This is a genomic window from Rhizobium oryzicola, assembly GCF_030504645.1.
GTDB classification, from domain to species: Bacteria; Pseudomonadota; Alphaproteobacteria; order Rhizobiales; family Rhizobiaceae; genus Neorhizobium; species Neorhizobium oryzicola.
On sequence record NZ_JAUKWQ010000001.1, the window covers coordinates 1423231 to 1439560 of the forward strand.

At 61.3% G+C, this 16330-nt stretch carries 14 protein-coding genes; 6 read left to right on the forward strand and 8 right to left on the reverse strand.

Annotation, left to right across the window (positions count from 1 at the left end):
- Window positions 1–10: 10 nt before the first annotated feature.
- From rnr to Q2T52_RS07115, 6 genes are all read right to left on the reverse strand, one after another.
- Entirely contained in the window at window positions 11–2371 is a 2361-nt protein-coding gene (gene rnr / locus Q2T52_RS07090; protein ID WP_436799495.1) for a ribonuclease R, read from the reverse strand.
- Window positions 2368–5034 (reverse strand): type I DNA topoisomerase, encoded by a 2667-nt coding sequence (gene topA / locus Q2T52_RS07095; RefSeq protein WP_302075941.1) that lies wholly within the window; start codon window positions 5032–5034, stop codon window positions 2368–2370. Before topA ends, rnr begins: the two co-directional genes overlap by 4 nt.
- 233 nt (window positions 5035–5267) lie before the next feature.
- Window positions 5268–6416, reverse strand: coding sequence for a DNA-processing protein DprA (gene dprA / locus Q2T52_RS07100; RefSeq protein ID WP_302075942.1), 1149 nt, complete (start codon window positions 6414–6416; stop codon window positions 5268–5270).
- 8 nt (window positions 6417–6424) lie between these two features.
- On the reverse strand, window positions 6425–7042 hold the full coding sequence (gene plsY, locus Q2T52_RS07105) for a glycerol-3-phosphate 1-O-acyltransferase PlsY (RefSeq protein WP_302075943.1): 618 nt from the start codon (window positions 7040–7042) through the stop codon (window positions 6425–6427).
- A 23-nt stretch (window positions 7043–7065) separates the two neighbouring features.
- A complete protein-coding gene (locus Q2T52_RS07110; protein ID WP_302075944.1) occupies window positions 7066–8361 on the reverse strand; it encodes a dihydroorotase in 1296 nt (431 codons plus the stop codon).
- Entirely contained in the window at window positions 8358–9314 is a 957-nt protein-coding gene (locus tag Q2T52_RS07115) for an aspartate carbamoyltransferase catalytic subunit (protein ID WP_302075945.1), read from the reverse strand. Before Q2T52_RS07115 ends, Q2T52_RS07110 begins: the two co-directional genes overlap by 4 nt.
- A gap of 124 nt (window positions 9315–9438) precedes the next feature.
- Between Q2T52_RS07115 and Q2T52_RS07120 the strand changes: the two genes are divergently transcribed.
- The 3 genes from Q2T52_RS07120 (at window position 9439) to Q2T52_RS07130 (ending at window position 11721) form a co-directional block, all read left to right on the forward strand.
- Window positions 9439–11091 carry an acyl-CoA dehydrogenase family protein gene (locus Q2T52_RS07120; protein ID WP_302075946.1) on the forward strand — a complete coding sequence of 551 codons (1653 nt, stop codon included), beginning with the start codon at window positions 9439–9441 and terminating at the stop codon, window positions 11089–11091.
- Window positions 11092–11221: 130 nt separating this feature from the next.
- Complete coding sequence (locus Q2T52_RS07125; RefSeq protein WP_302075947.1) at window positions 11222–11392, forward strand: hypothetical protein; 171 nt, start codon at window positions 11222–11224, stop codon at window positions 11390–11392.
- Window positions 11389–11721 (forward strand): DUF6105 family protein, encoded by a 333-nt coding sequence (locus tag Q2T52_RS07130; protein WP_302075948.1) that lies wholly within the window; start codon window positions 11389–11391, stop codon window positions 11719–11721. Before Q2T52_RS07125 ends, Q2T52_RS07130 begins: the two co-directional genes overlap by 4 nt.
- Here the strand turns inward: Q2T52_RS07130 and ruvX are convergent.
- Entirely contained in the window at window positions 11658–12152 is a 495-nt protein-coding gene (gene ruvX, locus Q2T52_RS07135) for a Holliday junction resolvase RuvX (protein WP_302075949.1), read from the reverse strand. The genes Q2T52_RS07130 and ruvX overlap by 64 nt on opposite strands.
- A 208-nt stretch (window positions 12153–12360) precedes the next feature.
- Here ruvX and Q2T52_RS07140 point away from each other — a divergent pair, with 208 nt between their 5' ends.
- The 3 genes from Q2T52_RS07140 to gatA all read left to right on the forward strand — a co-directional run bounded on the left by Q2T52_RS07140 (window position 12361) and on the right by gatA (window position 15031).
- Window positions 12361–13065 carry a metal-dependent hydrolase gene (locus Q2T52_RS07140; protein ID WP_302075950.1) on the forward strand — a complete coding sequence of 235 codons (705 nt, stop codon included), beginning with the start codon at window positions 12361–12363 and terminating at the stop codon, window positions 13063–13065.
- Between the two features lie 135 nt (window positions 13066–13200).
- A complete protein-coding gene (gene gatC, locus Q2T52_RS07145; RefSeq protein WP_302075951.1) occupies window positions 13201–13488 on the forward strand; it encodes an Asp-tRNA(Asn)/Glu-tRNA(Gln) amidotransferase subunit GatC in 288 nt (95 codons plus the stop codon).
- A gap of 61 nt (window positions 13489–13549) precedes the next feature.
- Window positions 13550–15031, forward strand: a complete 1482-nt coding sequence (gene gatA, locus Q2T52_RS07150; RefSeq protein ID WP_302075952.1) for an Asp-tRNA(Asn)/Glu-tRNA(Gln) amidotransferase subunit GatA — start codon at window positions 13550–13552, stop codon at window positions 15029–15031.
- 93 nt (window positions 15032–15124) lie between these two features.
- Here gatA and Q2T52_RS07155 read toward each other — a convergent pair whose 3' ends face one another.
- A complete protein-coding gene (locus tag Q2T52_RS07155) occupies window positions 15125–16300 on the reverse strand; it encodes a hypothetical protein (protein WP_302075953.1) in 1176 nt (391 codons plus the stop codon).
- Between the last annotated feature and the right edge of the window lie 30 nt (window positions 16301–16330).

Consider the following 16330-nt stretch of genomic DNA (forward strand, 5'->3'; position numbering starts at 1 on the left):
TGCTTGTCTCCTACCGGCCGCGTCTGGGCGGTCGTGTTCCGGGCTGGGCACGGCCGCTTCGCCGCTCGCGCCGTCCCGCCTTGTGGAAGGATCGGGTGGCGATCCCCATCTTGCGGCCTTCGCTCAGCATCTCGAAGCGCAGGGCACCCGCCAGCGGAATGGCTTCTGCCAGCCGGACATCGACCGGATCACCCAACTGATAGCCCAGGCCGTGCTTCTCGCCGATCAAGGCCTGTCGGCTCTCGTCATAGATGAAGTAGTCGCTGCCCAACGTAGATACGGGCACAAAGCCATCTGCACCATAGGTGGGGAGGGCGACAAATAGTCCCGCCTTGGTCACGCCCGCAACACGGCCCTCGAACTCCTCGCCGACGCGGCCCGCCAGATGGTGCGCGATCAGGCGGTTGATTGTGTCCCGTTCTGCCGCCATGGCGCGGCGCTCGAAGGTGGAGATTTCCGCCGCAATATCATCGAGCTGCGCTTCCTCCTCCGGCGTGATGGCGCCTTCGCCAAGACCCAGCGAACCGACCAGCGCGCGATGCACGATCAGGTCGGCATAGCGGCGGATCGGCGAGGTGAAGTGGGCGTACTTCAGGAGGTTCAGGCCGAAGTGGCCGATATTCTCGGGGCTGTAGATCGCCTGGCTCTGGCTGCGCAGCACCATCTCGTTGACCATGGTCTGGTGCGGCGTATCTTCCGCCTTGGCCAGAATGCCGTTGAACGAGTTGGAGCGCAGCTGCCCGCCCTTGGCCATGGCAATGCCGAGCGTCGCCAGAAATTCGCGCAAGCTCTCCTGCTTGGACAGCGACGGCGCATCATGCACGCGGTAGATCAGCGGTTGCCGCTTCTTCTCCAGCGTCTCGGCGGCGGCGACGTTTGCCTGGATCATCATCTCTTCGATGAGCTTGTGCGCATCCAGCCGCTCCGGCACGAAGACGCGATCGACGGTGCCGTCAGGCTTCAGCACGATCTTGCGTTCGGGCATGTCGAGTTCCAGCGGCTGGCGGCGGTCGCGGCCCCGCTTCATGATCTCATAGGCGCGCCACAGCGGCTTCAGGATCGGCTCCAGCAGCGGGCCGGTCTTGTCGTCAGGCTTGCCGTCGATGGCCGCCTGCGCCTGTTGGTAGGAGAGCTTGGCCGCACTCTTCATCATAATGCGATGGAAGGTGTGGCTCCCTTTGCGGCCTTCCCTGGAAAACACCATGCGCACGGCAATCGCCGGACGGTCTTCGCCTTCCCGGAGCGAGCAGAGGTCGTTGGAGATCCGCTCCGGCAGCATGGGCACGACGCGATCGGGGAAATAGACCGAGTTGCCGCGCTTCAGCGCCTCACGATCGAGCGCAGACCCGGTACGGACGTAATAGGAAACATCGGCGATCGCGACGGTGACGATCACGCCACCTTCGTTGTCGGGCGAGGGGTCCGGTTCGGCATAGACGGCGTCGTCATGGTCCTTCGCATCTGCCGGGTCGATGGTGACGAGCGGCACGTCCCGCCAGTCCTCGCGCTTCACCATGCTGGCAGGCTTGGCGGCTGCTGCGGCTTCCATCACCTGTGCCGGGAACACATGCGGAATGCCATGTGCGTAGATCGCGATCATCGAGATCGCCTTTTCGGTCGCGACCGATCCCAAGACAGTCAGAACCTTGGCACGGGGCAGGCCGAAGCGACCGCGCACCACATCGGCCTCGATCAGGTCGCCATCCTTGGCGTCGCCGAGATCTTGCCTGCTGATCTGCATTTCCTCGCCGCGTCGGTCGATGGGCATCAGGCGGGCATCACCGTCAGGCAGCACGCGAATGACGCCCAAGGCCGCATTCTTCAGCTTGTCGATGATCTTGACCACGCGCGCCGTATAGGCAGGGCCGCCTTTTTCCTTGGCCGGGAAGATCTTCGCAAGCACCCGGTCGCCGAGGTTTGCAGCAGGCGCCTTGCCCTTGCCACGCGCATCCGAGGATTGGCGCACCAGAACAGCCGGTGCAACGCCCGCATCTTCCGGCCATTCGCTCGGGCGGGCAATCAACTGGCCGTCCGTCGTGCGGGTGGTGATGTCGAGAAGCGTCATCGGCGGCAGGGCGCCTGGACGTGCCAGGCCCTTGCGGCTCTTCTGCAGCAGCCCCTCGTCTTCGAGGTCGCGCAGCAGGTCCCGCAGTTCCACGCGCGCTTCGCCCTTCAGCCCGAAGGCCTTGGCAATCTCGCGCTTGTTGGAGCGGTCGGGATTGTCGGCGATGAATTCCAGCAGGATCTCGCGCGGGGGCAGGAAGCCCTGCACGATTGCAGGGGATTCCTTGATCACTGCCTTGCCCGCGCGAGGGGTTGATGTGCGGCTGGTCGCCTTTTGATGTCTGCCTTCGCGCGGTTCTTTCGTCACGTGTCCGTCTTCTTCTTTGTCTTGGCTGCGGTGGCCTTCGGCTTGGCCGCAGTTTTGGTTTTCTTGGCGGTCTTCGCCTCACCGGCATCATCCGACTTGGCGGACTTTGCCGTCTTGGTCGCCTTCGCCTTGCCCTTCGCCGCAGGGGCCTTTTCGGCCCGCTCGTTGATCAGGGCCAGCGCTTCCTCGACGGTGACGCTTTGCGGGTCCTTGCCCTTGGGCAGGGTGGCATTCACCTTGCCCCAGTTCACGTAAGGTCCATAGCGACCTTCCCTAACGGTAATCGCCCCACCTTGCGGGTGCTCGCCGAGCTCCTTCAGCGCCGCAGGCGTCGAGCGGCCACGGGCCGGACCCTTGCTCTGCTTCTCGGCCAGAACCGTGACAGCACGATTAAGGCCGATGGTGAAGACATCCTCCACGCTTTCGAGATTCGCATAAGTGCCGTCATGCAGGATGAACGGTCCATAGCGCCCGATGCCGGCGGAAATCATCTTGCCCGTTTCCGGATGCTTGCCGATGTCACGCGGCAGGTTGATCAGCGCCAGCGCCTTCTCGTGGTCGATATCTTCGGGCTTCCAGCCGCGTGGCAGCGAGGACCGCTTGGCTTCCTTGCCGTCACCGCGTTGGATATAGGGTCCGAAACGACCGGAGCGTAGGGTGAGTTCCTCGCCGGTCATCGGATCGGTGCCGAGCGCCTTCGGTTCGTTGAGGCCGCTGGCTTCCGCTTCCGCGCCATCGCCCGAAAGCTGGCGCGTGTAGTTGCACTCCGGATAGTTGGAGCAGCCGACGAAGGCGCCATACTTGCCAAGCTTCAGCGACAGGTTGCCGGTGCCGCACACCTGGCAGATGCGCGGATCGCTGCCATCTTCGCGCTTCGGGAAGACGAGCGGCGCCAGCGCCTCGTTCAGGGCATCCAGCACGTTCGTGACGCGCAGTTCCTTGGTGTCCTCGATCTGGGCAAAGAAATCCTGCCAGAAATCGCGCAGAACCTGTTTCCAGTTGAGCTCACCGGCGGAGATGCGGTCGAGCTTTTCCTCGAGATCGGCCGTGAAGTCGTATTCCACATACTTCGTGAAGAAGTTTTCGAGAAACGCCGTGACAAGGCGGCCCTTGGAATGCGGCACGAGCTTGCGCTTCTCGACAACGATGTATTCGCGGTCGCTCAGCGTCTTCAATGTGGCGGCATAGGTGGACGGGCGGCCGATGCCGAGCTCTTCCATCTTCTTGATCAGCGAGGCTTCGGAATAACGTGGCGGCGGCTCGGTGAAGTGCTGGCTGGCATTCACCTTGTTCTTGTCCAGCTTCTCGCGCGCATTGATTTCCGGCAGGCGACCATCCTCGTCATCCTCGCCGGCTTCACCGTCCTCGCGGCTGTCGACATAAGCGGCCAGGAAGCCGTCGAAGCGAACCACGGAGCCGACGGCGCGCAGGCCCGCGCGATCGCCGCCGTTGACGGCTGCGATCTCGACGGTGGTGCGCTCCATTTCGGCCGAGGCCATCTGGCTGGCAATGCCGCGCTTCCAGACAAGTTCGTAGAGACGGATCTGATCCGAATCCAGGTAACGGCGCACCTTGTCGGGTGAGCGGCTGAAATCGGTCGGGCGGATTGCTTCGTGGGCTTCCTGCGCGTTCTTGGCCTTGGTGGAATAGAAGCGGGGCTTTTCCGGCAGGTAGCGATCACCGAACTGGTCACCGATCGCGCGACGGGCCGCATCGATCGCTTCCGGCGCCATCTGCACGCCATCGGTACGCATATAGGTGATGAGACCGACCGTCTCGCCGCCGATATCGATACCCTCATAGAGCTTCTGGGCCACCTGCATGGTACGCGAGGCCGAGAAACCGAGATTGGAGGAAGCGGCCTGCTGCAGTGTCGAGGTGGTGAAGGGCGGGCCGGGATTGCGCTTGACCGGCTTGGCTTCGACGGTATCGACCATATAGGCCGCGCCATCGAGCACCGCCTTCAGGCGGTTGGCGTCATCGCCTGTCTTGATCGCGCGGTTCTGCAGGCGCTTGCCATCCGCAGACACCAGCTTGGCTTCGAACTCGTCGCCGCGCGGCGTTTTCAGAAGCGCCGAAATGTTCCAGTATTCTTCGGAGACGAAACGTTCGATTTCGCTTTCGCGGTCGCAGACGAGACGAAGCGCCACCGACTGCACCCGACCGGCGGAGCGGGCACCCGGCAGCTTGCGCCACAGGACAGGTGACAGGTTGAAACCGACGAGATAGTCCAGTGCGCGGCGCGCGAGATAGGCATCGACCAGCGGCGTGTCGATATCACGCGGATTGGCCATGGCATCCAGCACGGCCTTCTTGGTGATAGCGTTGAACACCACGCGCTTGACCGGCTTGTCGCCGATGACCTTCTTCTTCTTGAGAAGATCGAGCACGTGCCAGGAAATCGCCTCGCCCTCGCGATCCGGGTCGGTCGCGAGAAACAGTCCGTCCGAGCCCTTCACGGCGTCGGCAATATCCTTCATGCGCTTGGCTGATGCGCCATCAACCTCCCAGGACATTTCAAAGTCCTGGTCGGGAAGCACCGATCCGTCCTTTGCAGGAAGGTCGCGAACATGGCCAAAGGAGGCGAGAACCTTATAACCCGGGCCAAGATATTTATTGATGGTCTTGGCCTTGGCCGGAGATTCTACGACAACGACATTCATATTTGTTCTCTGAAGCGTGGGGCTGCGGCAGGATTGAACGCGGCCCTGAAATCTGACCTCCCGACATGGAGGGCGTTTTGTCTATGGTCAAGAGGGCATAGCTCAATTTGTTCTCAAGATGCAAATGCAATCAATGCGCTTGTTTGGCGCTATTGCATCTATAGATTTAGGCCTGGTGCCGCAGGAGTAGGTGCAAAAACAGGCTGCCGATTGGGCATTCGACCGCTTCGCCATCACTCCATAGACAGCGAGACAAGTCCGCCCATGTGTCGGTGTAGGCGGCCGGCAAGGTCTAGTTCCAGCAGGACGAGATAGACCATTGCAGCTGGGAGTTCCGTGTGGCGGATCACGTCATCGACTTCAACCGGTGTCGGCCCGAGCGCCTGTGCGATGAGGGCGCGTGCATCGTCATCCGGCAGCGGCATGGAAGAGGGAGACCGTTCCGAAGGTGGTTCTTCTGCCTGAGACATATCGAACAGATCCAGTTGGGAAATCGGGGCGAGCGCCTGCAGCACGTCATCTGCGCCTGTGGTGACGATCGCGCCCTGCTTCAGCAATCCGTTCGTTCCGGCGCAGCGTGGATCCAGCGGTGAGCCGGGAACGGCAAACACCAGACGCCCGAAGTCAGCCGCTATGCGCGCCGTAATCAACGAACCGGACCGCTTTGCCGCCTCGATGACGACGACGCCAAGGGAAACACCGGCGATCAAGCGGTTACGGCGGGGAAAGTCGCGTGCGCGGGGCTCCCAGCCAAATGGCATTTCGCTCACCGCAATGCCGTTGCCGTGCGTCAATTCATCCAGAAGGCCAAGGTTCTCGGGCGGGTAGGGTTTGTCCAGGCCTCCCGCCAGAACGGCGATGGTACCCGTCTCAAGGCTCGCTCGGTGGGCTGCGGTATCGATGCCGCGTGCAAGACCTGAGGTGACAGAATATCCAGCGCGCCCAGCATCGCGCGCGATCATAGCCGCGAATTTCGCGCCGCTGATCGATGCATTGCGCGATCCGACAATGCCGACGGATGGCTGGCTTGTGACGGAGAGATTGCCCTTCACCGCAATCAGTGGCGGGGCCGCTTCGATCTGGCGAAGTGCAGGGGGATAATCCGGCTCACCGATGCCGACAAACCGGGCACCCATGCGGTGCGCCATATCCAATTCGCGCTCCGCATCATCCACGCTGGCGATGCGGATGGCGCGCATCGCACCACCACGAAGGGAAAGATCCGGAAGGGCGGCGAGTGCTGCCTCGGCGGTGCCGAAATGGTTGATGAGATCGCGGAAGGTGGAGGGGCCGACATTGTCGCTGCGGATCAGCCGCAGCCAGGCGATCCTCTGACGGTCCGTGAGCGCGATTCCCTTTCGACCCGCTCCGGCAACCGTCATCTTGGTCCTTATCCCTTCTGGCCGATCTTGCTTTCCGTGCCGTTGATCAGCCGCTCGATGTTTGCCTTATGCTTCCAGTAGGAGATGATCGTCATGATGGCCATGGCGATTGCAACCTTTTCTGCACTAATAATCCATAATGCAACCGGAATGACAAGCATGGCGACGAGGGCGGACAGCGAGGAATAGCGGCTGAGCTTAGCGACCGAGAGCCAGACCAGTGCAAAGACCAGCACCATGGCGGGAGCCACACCCAGTAGCGTGCCGATATAGGTCGCGACGCCCTTGCCGCCCTTGAAGCCGAGCCAGACCGGGAAGAGGTGGCCGATGAAGGCAGCAAAGCCGCCGAGGATGCCCGCTTCCGGGCCCCAAAGGGCTGCCGCCAGCACGGCTCCAGCCGTGGCCTTGAACGCGTCGAGCAGCAGGGTCGCTGCAGCAAGCTTCTTGTTGCCGGTGCGCAGCACGTTGGTGGCGCCAATATTGCCGGAACCGATCGAACGGATATCGCCGAGACCGGCAGCCTTTGTCAGAAGCAGACCGAAGGGAATGGAGCCGAGCAGGTAGCCGAGCGCCAGCGCGGCAGCCGCGATCGGCAGCGTGATTTGCCAGTGAAAGAGTTCAGTCATGTCCCACCCCTTGGATCATCCGCTCACGCCAGGTCGAAGACCGGTTTGCCGGCCACATAGGTCGCCACCGCGCGGCCGCTGAAGCGCGCATCCTCGAAGGGCGTATTCTTCGAGCGGGAAAGCAATTGCTTCGCCGAGACGATCCACGGCTCATCGAGATCGATCAGCGTGATATCGGCTTTCGCGCCCGGCTTCAGCGTGCCTGCATCCAGCCCGAAGATCTGGGCGGGCCGCGTCGACATGGCGTCGATAAGGCGCAACAGCGGCACCTGGCCGGAATGGTGCAGGCGAAGAGCCGCCGCCAGCATGGTCTCCAGTCCGATCGCACCATCCGCGGCATCAGCGAAGGGCAGGCGCTTGGTATCAACATCCTGCGGATCATGCGAGGAGACGATGATATCGATCGTCCCGTCCGCCAGCGCGTCGACCATGGCCTGTCGGTCATCTTCCGAGCGAAGCGGCGGCGACAGCTTGAAGAAGGTGCGATATTCGCCGATGTCGTTCTCGTTGAGCGACAGATGATTGATCGAGATGCCGCAGGTGGCTTTAGCGCCGCGCTGGCGGGCCGTGCGGATCGCCTCCGCAGATTGCGGAACGGAAATCTGGGCGGCGTGATATTTCGCGCCCGTCAGGCCAGCGATTCTCAGATCGCGCTCCAGCGGAATGATTTCCGCTTCGCGCGGCGAGCCGGAAAGACCGAGCCAGCTCGCAAGCAGCCCCTCGTTCATGACGCCGTTGACGGCGAGATAAGGGTCACGCGTTTCCAGCGAAATGACTGCGTCGAACTCCCGTGCATAGGTCATAGCACGACGAAGCACCTGCGTGTCCGCCAGACCATGATGGCCATTGGTGAAGGCAACCGCGCCGGACAGGCGAAGCAGCCCGATCTCGGTCATCTCCTCGCCCTTCAGCCCACGGGTCAGCGCGGCTGCCGGATGCACGTTGACGACCGCCTTGTCGCGGGCCGTCTTCTTCACGAATTCGATCAGGGCGATGTCATCGAGAACCGGATCGGTATCGGGCATCATGATGAAGCTGGTTACGCCGCCGGCTGCTGCCGCACGGCTGGCGGACTCGATCGTCTCGCGATGTTCGTTGCCGGGTTCTCCGACAAAAACCTTGGCATCGACCAGGCCCGGTGCCGCAACGAGGCCCTGGCCATCGCGCACCTTGGCGCCTTCAGGTGTACCCTGGTTCTGCGCATCGCGACCGCTTGCCAGGATGCGGCCGTCTTCGCCGACAATAATCGTACCGACCTCGTCCAGCTGGCGCGACGGGTCGATGATGCGGACATTCTTCAGGACAAGTGGCTGTGTCATGCGCCAAATCCCTCACTTCTCGGGCCCTGGTTCTGGGAAACCAGCAGCGCTTCCATCACGGCCATGCGCACCGCGACACCCATTTCCACCTGGCTTTCGATCACGCTCTGCGGGCCGTCGGCGACTTCCGAGGCGATTTCCACGCCGCGGTTCATGGGGCCGGGATGCATCACAAGCGCATCTTCCTTTGCAGCCTTGAGCTTTTCCGCATCGAGACCGTAGAAGTGGAAATATTCGCGCACCGACGGCACGAAGGCGCCGGACATGCGCTCGCGCTGCAGGCGCAGCATCATCACCACGTCCGCATCCTTCAGGCCCTCTTCCATGGAGTGGTAGACCTCTGCGCCCATCTCAGCGATGCCGGAGGGCAGGAGCGTGGAGGGGGCAACGACCCGCACGCGCGCGCCCATGGCGTTCAGCAGCAGGATGTTGGAGCGTGCCACCCGCGAGTGCAGCACATCGCCGCAGATCGCCACGATGATGCGCGAGAGCTTCCCCTTGGCGCGGCGGATGGTGAGTGCATCAAGCAGCGCCTGGGTCGGGTGCTCGTGCTGGCCGTCGCCTGCATTCACCACCGAGCAGGCCACCTTCTGCGCGAGCAGGGCGGCGGCACCGGCGGAGGAGTGGCGGATGACGAGAACATCCGGCCGCATGGCATTCAGCGTCATAGCCGTGTCGATCAGCGTCTCGCCCTTCTTGACCGAAGAGTTGCCGACCGACATGTTCATCACATCGGCGCCGAGACGTTTGCCCGCCAGCTCGAAGGAGGATTGCGTCCGGGTCGAGGCTTCGAAGAAGAGATTGATTTGTGTCAGGCCCCGGAGGGTCGATGTTTTCTTCTCTCTTTGACGACTAATCTTGACCGCTTCGTCGGCCTTGTCGAGAAGAAAGGTAATATCCTGCTCCGTCAGGCCCTTGATGCCGAGGAGATGGCGGTGGGGAAAGAAGACCACGAAAATGTCCTCCGCTATGATCACGCGGTCTATAGAGACAGCAGACGGGCACGGCAAGCGGATGCTTTCGAGGAGAATCCGAGATCCCCATGCAATTTGCGAAAAATTCGATTAGAAGCATCCCATGAATCAGATGACCCGGACCGACGACACCTTCAACGAGCTGAACCAGCCAAGTCTCTGGTCCGGTATCAACGCCTACCGCACAGACCCGCTGATGGTGGATCTGACGGCGGGTCTTCACCGCGTTCTGCGCGAGGAATTTGATGCGCTCGGCCGGTATGTGACTTCGCCCGAGGCGCAGGAACTGGCGCGCATGGCGAATGAAAGTCCGCCGAAGCTGCGCACCCATGGACCACGCGGTGAGCGGCTGGATACGGTGGAATTTCACCCCGCCTGGCACGCGCTGATGCGGCGCTCCGCCGCAACTGGCCTGCATTCCTCCATCTGGGAAAACATTCCCGAGGCACGCAATGCGCAGCACCGCGCCCGCGCCGCCCGCTTCTATCTGACCGCGCAGCTGGAATGCGGGCATCTCTGCCCGCTGACCATGACCAGCGCATCCGTCGCGGCCATGCTGGCATCACCGCGCGTCCACAAGGACTGGGTGCCGCGGGTCCTTTCGCGCAAATATGATTCGTCCAACCGCCCGGCCTTCCAGAAGAGCGGCATCACGCTTGGCATGGGCATGACGGAAAAGCAGGGCGGCACGGATGTGCGCGCCAACCGCTCGATCGCGGAGCGGGTGGGCGAGGGGGTCTATCGCTTGTCCGGCCACAAATGGTTCATGTCGGCGCCGATGAGCGACGCCTTCATCATGCTGGCCCAGACCAGTGATGGGCTCGGCTGCTTCCTGGTGCCGCGCCTTCTGGAAGACGGAACTGCCAACGGCCTGCGCTTCCAGCGGCTGAAGGACAAGCTCGGTAACCGCTCGAACGCTTCGTCCGAAGTCGAGTTTTCCGACGCATTCGGTTATCTGCTGGGCGAGCCGGGCGGCGGCGTGCGCACCATCATGGACATGGTGACCCTGACGCGCCTTGATTGCGCGCTGGCCTCTGCCGGCATCATGCGCGCCTCGCTGGCGGAAGCCGTGCATCATTGCCGGGGCCGCAACGTTTTCGGCAAGAACCTCATAGACCAGCCGTTGATGACGCGTGTTCTGGCCGATATGGCGCTCGATGTGGCGGCCGCCACGGCACTTGCCTATCGTCTGGCAGAAGCCTTCGACAAGGCACCCAGCAGCCCGAGCGACGCAGCTTATGCCCGAGTGATGACGCCGGTCATCAAATACTGGTGCTGCAAGATTTCGCCTTCGCTGATCTATGAAGCGATGGAATGCCTGGGTGGCAATGGCTACGTGGAAGAGCGCCCGCTTGCCCGCCATTACCGCGAGGCCCCGGTCAATGCGATATGGGAAGGCTCCGGCAACGTGATGGCGCTGGATGTACTGCGCGTTCTCTCCCGTGGACGCGACCTGTTCGATATGGTGCTGGGCGGTATCGAGAAAGATCTCGGCCCCGCCGGCCGCAAGACCACCGACGTGCTGCGCGCCGCCATGGCGCTGGCCGAAAAGGATGAGGGGGCTGCCCGCCTGCTGGTGGAGCAGCTGGCGCTTGCAGCCGGTGCCGCCGAACTTTTCCGCCTGGGCGCAGGGAAAATCGCCGATGCCTTCCTGGAAACGCGTCTGGCCGGTGGCTGGCGCTCGACCTACGGCATGCTCGATTCCCGCTTCGATGCCTCCTACATCGTCGATCTTCTCTACCCCGCCGTCAGCTGATCACAGCCTCTGTTTTCCACAGTGAAGGTCACGCCGTTAACCATAGGGCGGGGTTTTGGTTGCTCTTGCGGCCCCAGACCCTAAGTTGGCGTTAACGAACTGTTAACCATCCGGGAAGCGCTGGACGCGAATGGGAAACCGAATTTCAGCCTATGCGTTGCTGCTGTCAGCCGTCGCATTCTTTTCCGTCCTGGCGATGGATATTACCGTGCCGGCGACGGTCTTGAGCATCATGGCGCTGATGCGCTGGGCAGTGCTGTCGCTGGATGATGGCATGCCCATGCAAGGAGAGGCCGCATGAAGTGGTTTCTGATCCTGTGGGCAGGTCCGGTCGCTTTGCTCGGCAGTTGGTACTGGCTGTCCTACTACGACATGAGCTTCGGCTTCTTCATGCTGACGCGCCAGACGCACGATCTCGTCTTCCAGATCTATGGCAGCATTCTCGGCATTCCGCCGGAAGACCTGCCGCCCATGGTGGCCCGTGCCGTCGCCTTCGACAGCCTGATCGTGATTGGCATTCTACTTTTCAGGAAGCGGCGCGCCATTGCCGCGTGGTGGCGCAAACGTCACGCGGTATCGCCGAAGCCGGACGTTCTGGTCAGCGATACGAGCCTGTCCAGCGCGCCCTGAAGGATGAAGCTGGCAGCCGCCGAATCGATGCGTTCGGCCCGCTTGGCGCGCGACACATCCATTTCCAGCAGCGCGCGTTCAGCCGCAACGGTGGAAAGCCGCTCGTCCCAGAAGACGAAGGGAATGTCCGTCTTTTCCGACATGCTGCGCACGAAGGCGCGCGTCGCCTGCACGCGCGGGCCGGAGGAGCCATCCATGTTCATGGGCAGGCCAATGACGAAGGCGGCGACTTTTTCCTTCTCCGCAAAGGCCAGCAGCACTTCGGCATCCTTGCCAAACTTGACGCGCTTGATGACGGGACGGGGCGAGGCGAAGCGGCGACCGAGATCTGAAACGGCAAGCCCGATCGTCTTGGTTCCGAGATCGAGACCGGCGATGGCCTGCGAGGGGGAAAGTGCCTCGGAAAGTTCCTCGATCGTCATTATGGTCATGCGGTCGTCATCTCCGGCTGGCAGGGATGCTCACCCTGATCTTTTCCACTGCGATGTCGCACCTATGTACGTCTAACGCAAGCAGTCACGCGCCAGTGATCCGCGAGCTATCATTTGTTGTAATAGAAGAGCTTCGTTTCAGATTCGTCCAGGCGCGTTGATAGGCGCCCTACCACCAGCATCCACTCACTCTCAGAGGAGATTTTCCATGAAGATCACCTGGCTCGGCCACGCGGCCTTCCGGATTGAAACCGCCCATTCCAAGATTCTGATCGACCCGTTCCTGACGGGCAATCCGGCCTTTTCGGGTCAGGATCGCAAGGATGTGGCTGACGGCATCACGCATATCTTGCTGACCCACGGCCATGGCGACCATGTGGGCGATACCATCGCGCTCGCCGCTGAAACGGGCGCCACCGTTCTTGCCAATGCGGACCTTGCCGCCTGGCTGGGCTCCAAGGGCGTGAAGAAGATCGAAATGGGCAACACGGGCGGCACGGTGCATCTCGGCGGCTTCACCGCCACCTTCACCCAGGCGCTGCATTCTTCCGCGCAGATTTCCGAGGACGGGGTGTCTCATTCGCTGGGCAATGCCAACGGCCTGATGCTGCATTTCGAGGATGAGCCGAGCCTGCTGCATATGGGTGACACGGATATCTTTACCGACATGGGCCTGATCAATGAACTGCACCAGCCGGATATCGGCCTTGTGCCGATCGGTGACCGCTTCACCATGGGCGGGGCGGTGGCCGCGCTCGCCTGCCAGCGCTTCTTCGATTTCAAGCACGCCATTCCCTGCCACTACGGTTCTTTCCCGATCGTCGATGCGACGCCGGAAAAGTTCGTGAAGGGCATGGAAGGCCTGAAGACCAAGGTCGAGACGCCGAAGCCCGGCCAGACGCTGTCGATTTGATTGCCTCAAAGCCGGGCCGATTGTGCCCGGCTTCTGCCTCTCATGGTGATCCGGAGTGTTTCTCCTGAGCTAACCCGTTGCGCAGCCGGGGCGCGGCCATTATAGCGGGAGGAAAATTCAGCCGGAGAAGTCCTGATGTCCGTTGATCTCGCCACAGTAAAGCGCGTTGCGCGCCTTGCCCGTATTGCCGTGACCGAAGAGGAAGCGGAGCGCATGACGGGGGAACTCAATGGTATCCTCGGTTTCGTCGAGCAATTGTCCGAAGTGGATGTAACCGGCGTCGAGCCGATGACATCGGTCACGCCTGTGGCCATGAAGAAGCGCGTCGATGTCGTGAATGATGGCGACAAGGCCGCCGACATCGTGGCGAATGCGCCGGTGGCCGAACAGAATTTCTTCCTTGTGCCGAAGGTTGTCGAGTAAGCGGCTAATCCAAGCCGCCCGTCTCCAGCCTCCATAAGCCCTCGAACGCACGCGAAAGACCATGACCGAACTCACAAGCCTCACCATTGCAGCCGCCCGCGACAAGCTGAAGTCGCGCGAGATTAAGGCCGTCGAATTGACGGAAAGCTATCTGAAGGCGATCGATGCCGCCAATGGCGCGCTGAATGCCTATGTGACTGTCACGCCTGACAAGGCTCTGGAGATGGCCAAGGCTTCCGATCAACGTCTGTCTGACGGCAAGGCTGGCGCGCTTGAAGGCATCCCGCTCGGCGTGAAGGACCTGTTTGCGACGCGTGACGTCCACACCCAGGCCTGCAGCCATATCCTCGACGGCTTCAAGCCGCAGTACGAATCGACGGTCACGCAGAACCTCTGGAACGAGGGCGCCGTCATGCTCGGCAAGCTCAACATGGATGAGTTTGCCATGGGCTCTTCCAACGAGAGCTCCTATTACGGTCCCGCCGTCAATCCCTGGAAGGCCAAGGGTTCGGATGAGAAGCTGGTTCCGGGCGGTTCCTCTGGTGGTTCCGCCGCCGCGGTTGCCGCGCATCTCTGCGCTGGCGCGACCGCCACCGATACCGGCGGCTCCATCCGCCAGCCCGCAGCCTTCACCGGCACGGTCGGCATCAAGCCGACCTATGGCCGCTGCTCGCGCTGGGGCATTGTCGCCTACGCGTCTTCGCTCGATCAGGCAGGCCCGATTGCGCGCGATGTGCGCGATGCCGCCATCCTCTTGAAGACCATGGCAAGCGTTGACGCCAAGGATACCACGTCCGTCGATGTGGCCGTACCGGACTATGAGGCAGCACTTGGCCAATCTCTGAAGGGCATGAAGATCGGTATCCCCAAGGAATATCGTATTGACGGCATGCCAGAGGAGATCGAGGCGCTGTGGCGTCAGGGCATGCAATGGCTGAAGGATGCCGGTGCAGAAGTCGTGGAGATTTCTCTGCCGCACACGAAGTACGCGCTTCCTGCCTATTACATCGTTGCATCTGCCGAAGCCTCCTCCAACCTTGCCCGCTATGACGGCGTTCGCTACGGCCTGCGCGTCGATGGCAAGGACATTGCCGACATGTATGAGAAGACCCGTGCCGCAGGCTTCGGCAAGGAAGTCCAACGCCGTATCCTGATGGGCACCTATGTGCTCTCTGCCGGCTATTACGACGCCTATTATCTGCGCGCTCAAAAGGTGCGCACACTCATCAAGCGCGATTTCGAAGATGCCTTCCATGCGGGCGTGGATGCGATCCTCGCGCCGATCACGCCGTCCTCCGCCTTCGCCATCGGTGATAAGGAACTGGCGGCCGATCCGGTCAAGATGTACCTGCAGGACGTCTTCACGATCACGCTCAACATGGCCGGCCTTCCGGGCATTTCCGTGCCGGCCGGCCTCGACCACAAGGGCCTTCCGCTCGGCCTGCAGCTGATCGGCAAGCCCTTCGAGGAAGAGACGCTGTTCAAGACGGCGCATGTCATCGAGCAGGCAGCCGGCACGTTCACGCCGGCCAAGTGGTGGTGAGGCCCCGGTCGGGACCGTATGCGCATATAGCCCTATTGGCATAGAGCCTCGGATTTACCTCCCGAGGCTCTGGTCGGCTCCAGGCCGAAGCGGTTACTCGTATTGATCCCAAAGGCTTGCGGCGTTCTGGATGGGTTCAATGGCCTTGAGCACCGCGCCAAGGTTTTCATTGTTCTGGGGCGGGTCGTTGCTGAGATCTTTTATGAAGGCGGATATGTTTTTTACCTCTTCGACCCGGAAGTTTCCTATCAATTTTGCTAGATGTGCTTTTGCAAGAATTGAGGTCACGTGTGGCCCGAGCGGAGCAATCACACTGGAAAGTTGTTCGCAGAATGCATTTTTGTCCGCAGCAAGCTGACTGCCGCTGCTGCTTTCGGCCGCAATATTGAACGCTTCCTTTACGTAGGTTTTCATGGCGTCCCAGCCGCTTTCGTTCCAAAACGCCCCCCTCATCATGTCAATGACGTCTGCAGCGGGGTTTTCAGGTAGGTAGTACCCTTCCTTATTGTGGCCAGTCAGACCGAAGACGATCGTCTTGGCCCTCAATTTGGACTCGTCGGTTGCGGGAAGGGTATCGATGGCATCCAGCGCTTCGCGCTTCAGCTTAAAGATACCCGAATCCTTGATGGCTTTGTCCACGATATTTTGTACTGGAACATTATCTATGCGTAGCGTGCCGCCTTCGAATGTCAGCTGCGCATTTCCATCGCGGCCAGCTGCAAGAATTGCTTCCGCCGCGTCGTCTTTAATTGAGGGAAATACACATTCTTTTAGAAATTTATCTTTTTCATTATATGAATCTCCGGCTATCGCTGCCAGATGCTTATGCAATCCGGATTCTGTTACACCGTTCCAGAGCGCACCCTTCAGCCAGGAATATGTGCGATGTTGAGGTGCGAACACGTGGTTGAGGTTAAATTCGTTTCGCCGAACCGGGTCCGTCGCCACTCGGTCTCCTTGCTCCAGAACCTGCCGCACGACCCGCAAAGATAGCGGCTTCCCGCTTTTCCCCTCAACCTCGCTCGTGACGGTTTCCTGGAAAGCGATCCCGTATTTTTCCCCGATGGCCCTCAGAAAGTCCTGCTTCGTGTGCTCGTTCGACTCGTACTTCGTCGTTCCTTCCTTCGGGTTCTTGATCCAGGCGACGAGCTTGCCGAAGAAGCGATTTGTCGCAAAGGTCTTGACCTCTTGTGATTTGCTGTCCGTACGCAGCAGGCCGCGCGTTCCATGGGCAGCGACGGCATTGCGGTAAACTTGGATGTCAACCATGACGTAAACTCCAATCTCGGGCTGATGGCC

What these genes read in the sequence shown, in the direction of transcription:
- Q2T52_RS07125 (WP_302075947.1), top strand. Translation starts at nt 11,222, where the DNA reads ATGGGAAACCGAATTTCAGCCTATGCGTTGCTGCTGTCAGCCGTCGCA.
- Q2T52_RS07110 (WP_302075944.1), bottom strand. Translation starts at nt 8,361, where the DNA reads ATGACACAGCCACTTGTCCTGAAGAATGTCCGCATCATCGACCCGTCG.
- Q2T52_RS07140 (WP_302075950.1), top strand. Translation starts at nt 12,361, where the DNA reads ATGAAGATCACCTGGCTCGGCCACGCGGCCTTCCGGATTGAAACCGCC.
- Q2T52_RS07155 (WP_302075953.1), bottom strand. Translation starts at nt 16,300, where the DNA reads ATGGTTGACATCCAAGTTTACCGCAATGCCGTCGCTGCCCATGGAACG.
- gatC (WP_302075951.1), top strand. Translation starts at nt 13,201, where the DNA reads ATGTCCGTTGATCTCGCCACAGTAAAGCGCGTTGCGCGCCTTGCCCGT.
- plsY (WP_302075943.1), bottom strand. Translation starts at nt 7,042, where the DNA reads ATGACTGAACTCTTTCACTGGCAAATCACGCTGCCGATCGCGGCTGCC.
- Q2T52_RS07120 (WP_302075946.1), top strand. Translation starts at nt 9,439, where the DNA reads ATGAATCAGATGACCCGGACCGACGACACCTTCAACGAGCTGAACCAG.
- gatA (WP_302075952.1), top strand. Translation starts at nt 13,550, where the DNA reads ATGACCGAACTCACAAGCCTCACCATTGCAGCCGCCCGCGACAAGCTG.
- dprA (WP_302075942.1), bottom strand. Translation starts at nt 6,416, where the DNA reads ATGACGGTTGCCGGAGCGGGTCGAAAGGGAATCGCGCTCACGGACCGT.
- ruvX (WP_302075949.1), bottom strand. Translation starts at nt 12,152, where the DNA reads ATGACCATAATGACGATCGAGGAACTTTCCGAGGCACTTTCCCCCTCG.
- Q2T52_RS07130 (WP_302075948.1), top strand. Translation starts at nt 11,389, where the DNA reads ATGAAGTGGTTTCTGATCCTGTGGGCAGGTCCGGTCGCTTTGCTCGGC.
- topA (WP_302075941.1), bottom strand. Translation starts at nt 5,034, where the DNA reads ATGAATGTCGTTGTCGTAGAATCTCCGGCCAAGGCCAAGACCATCAAT.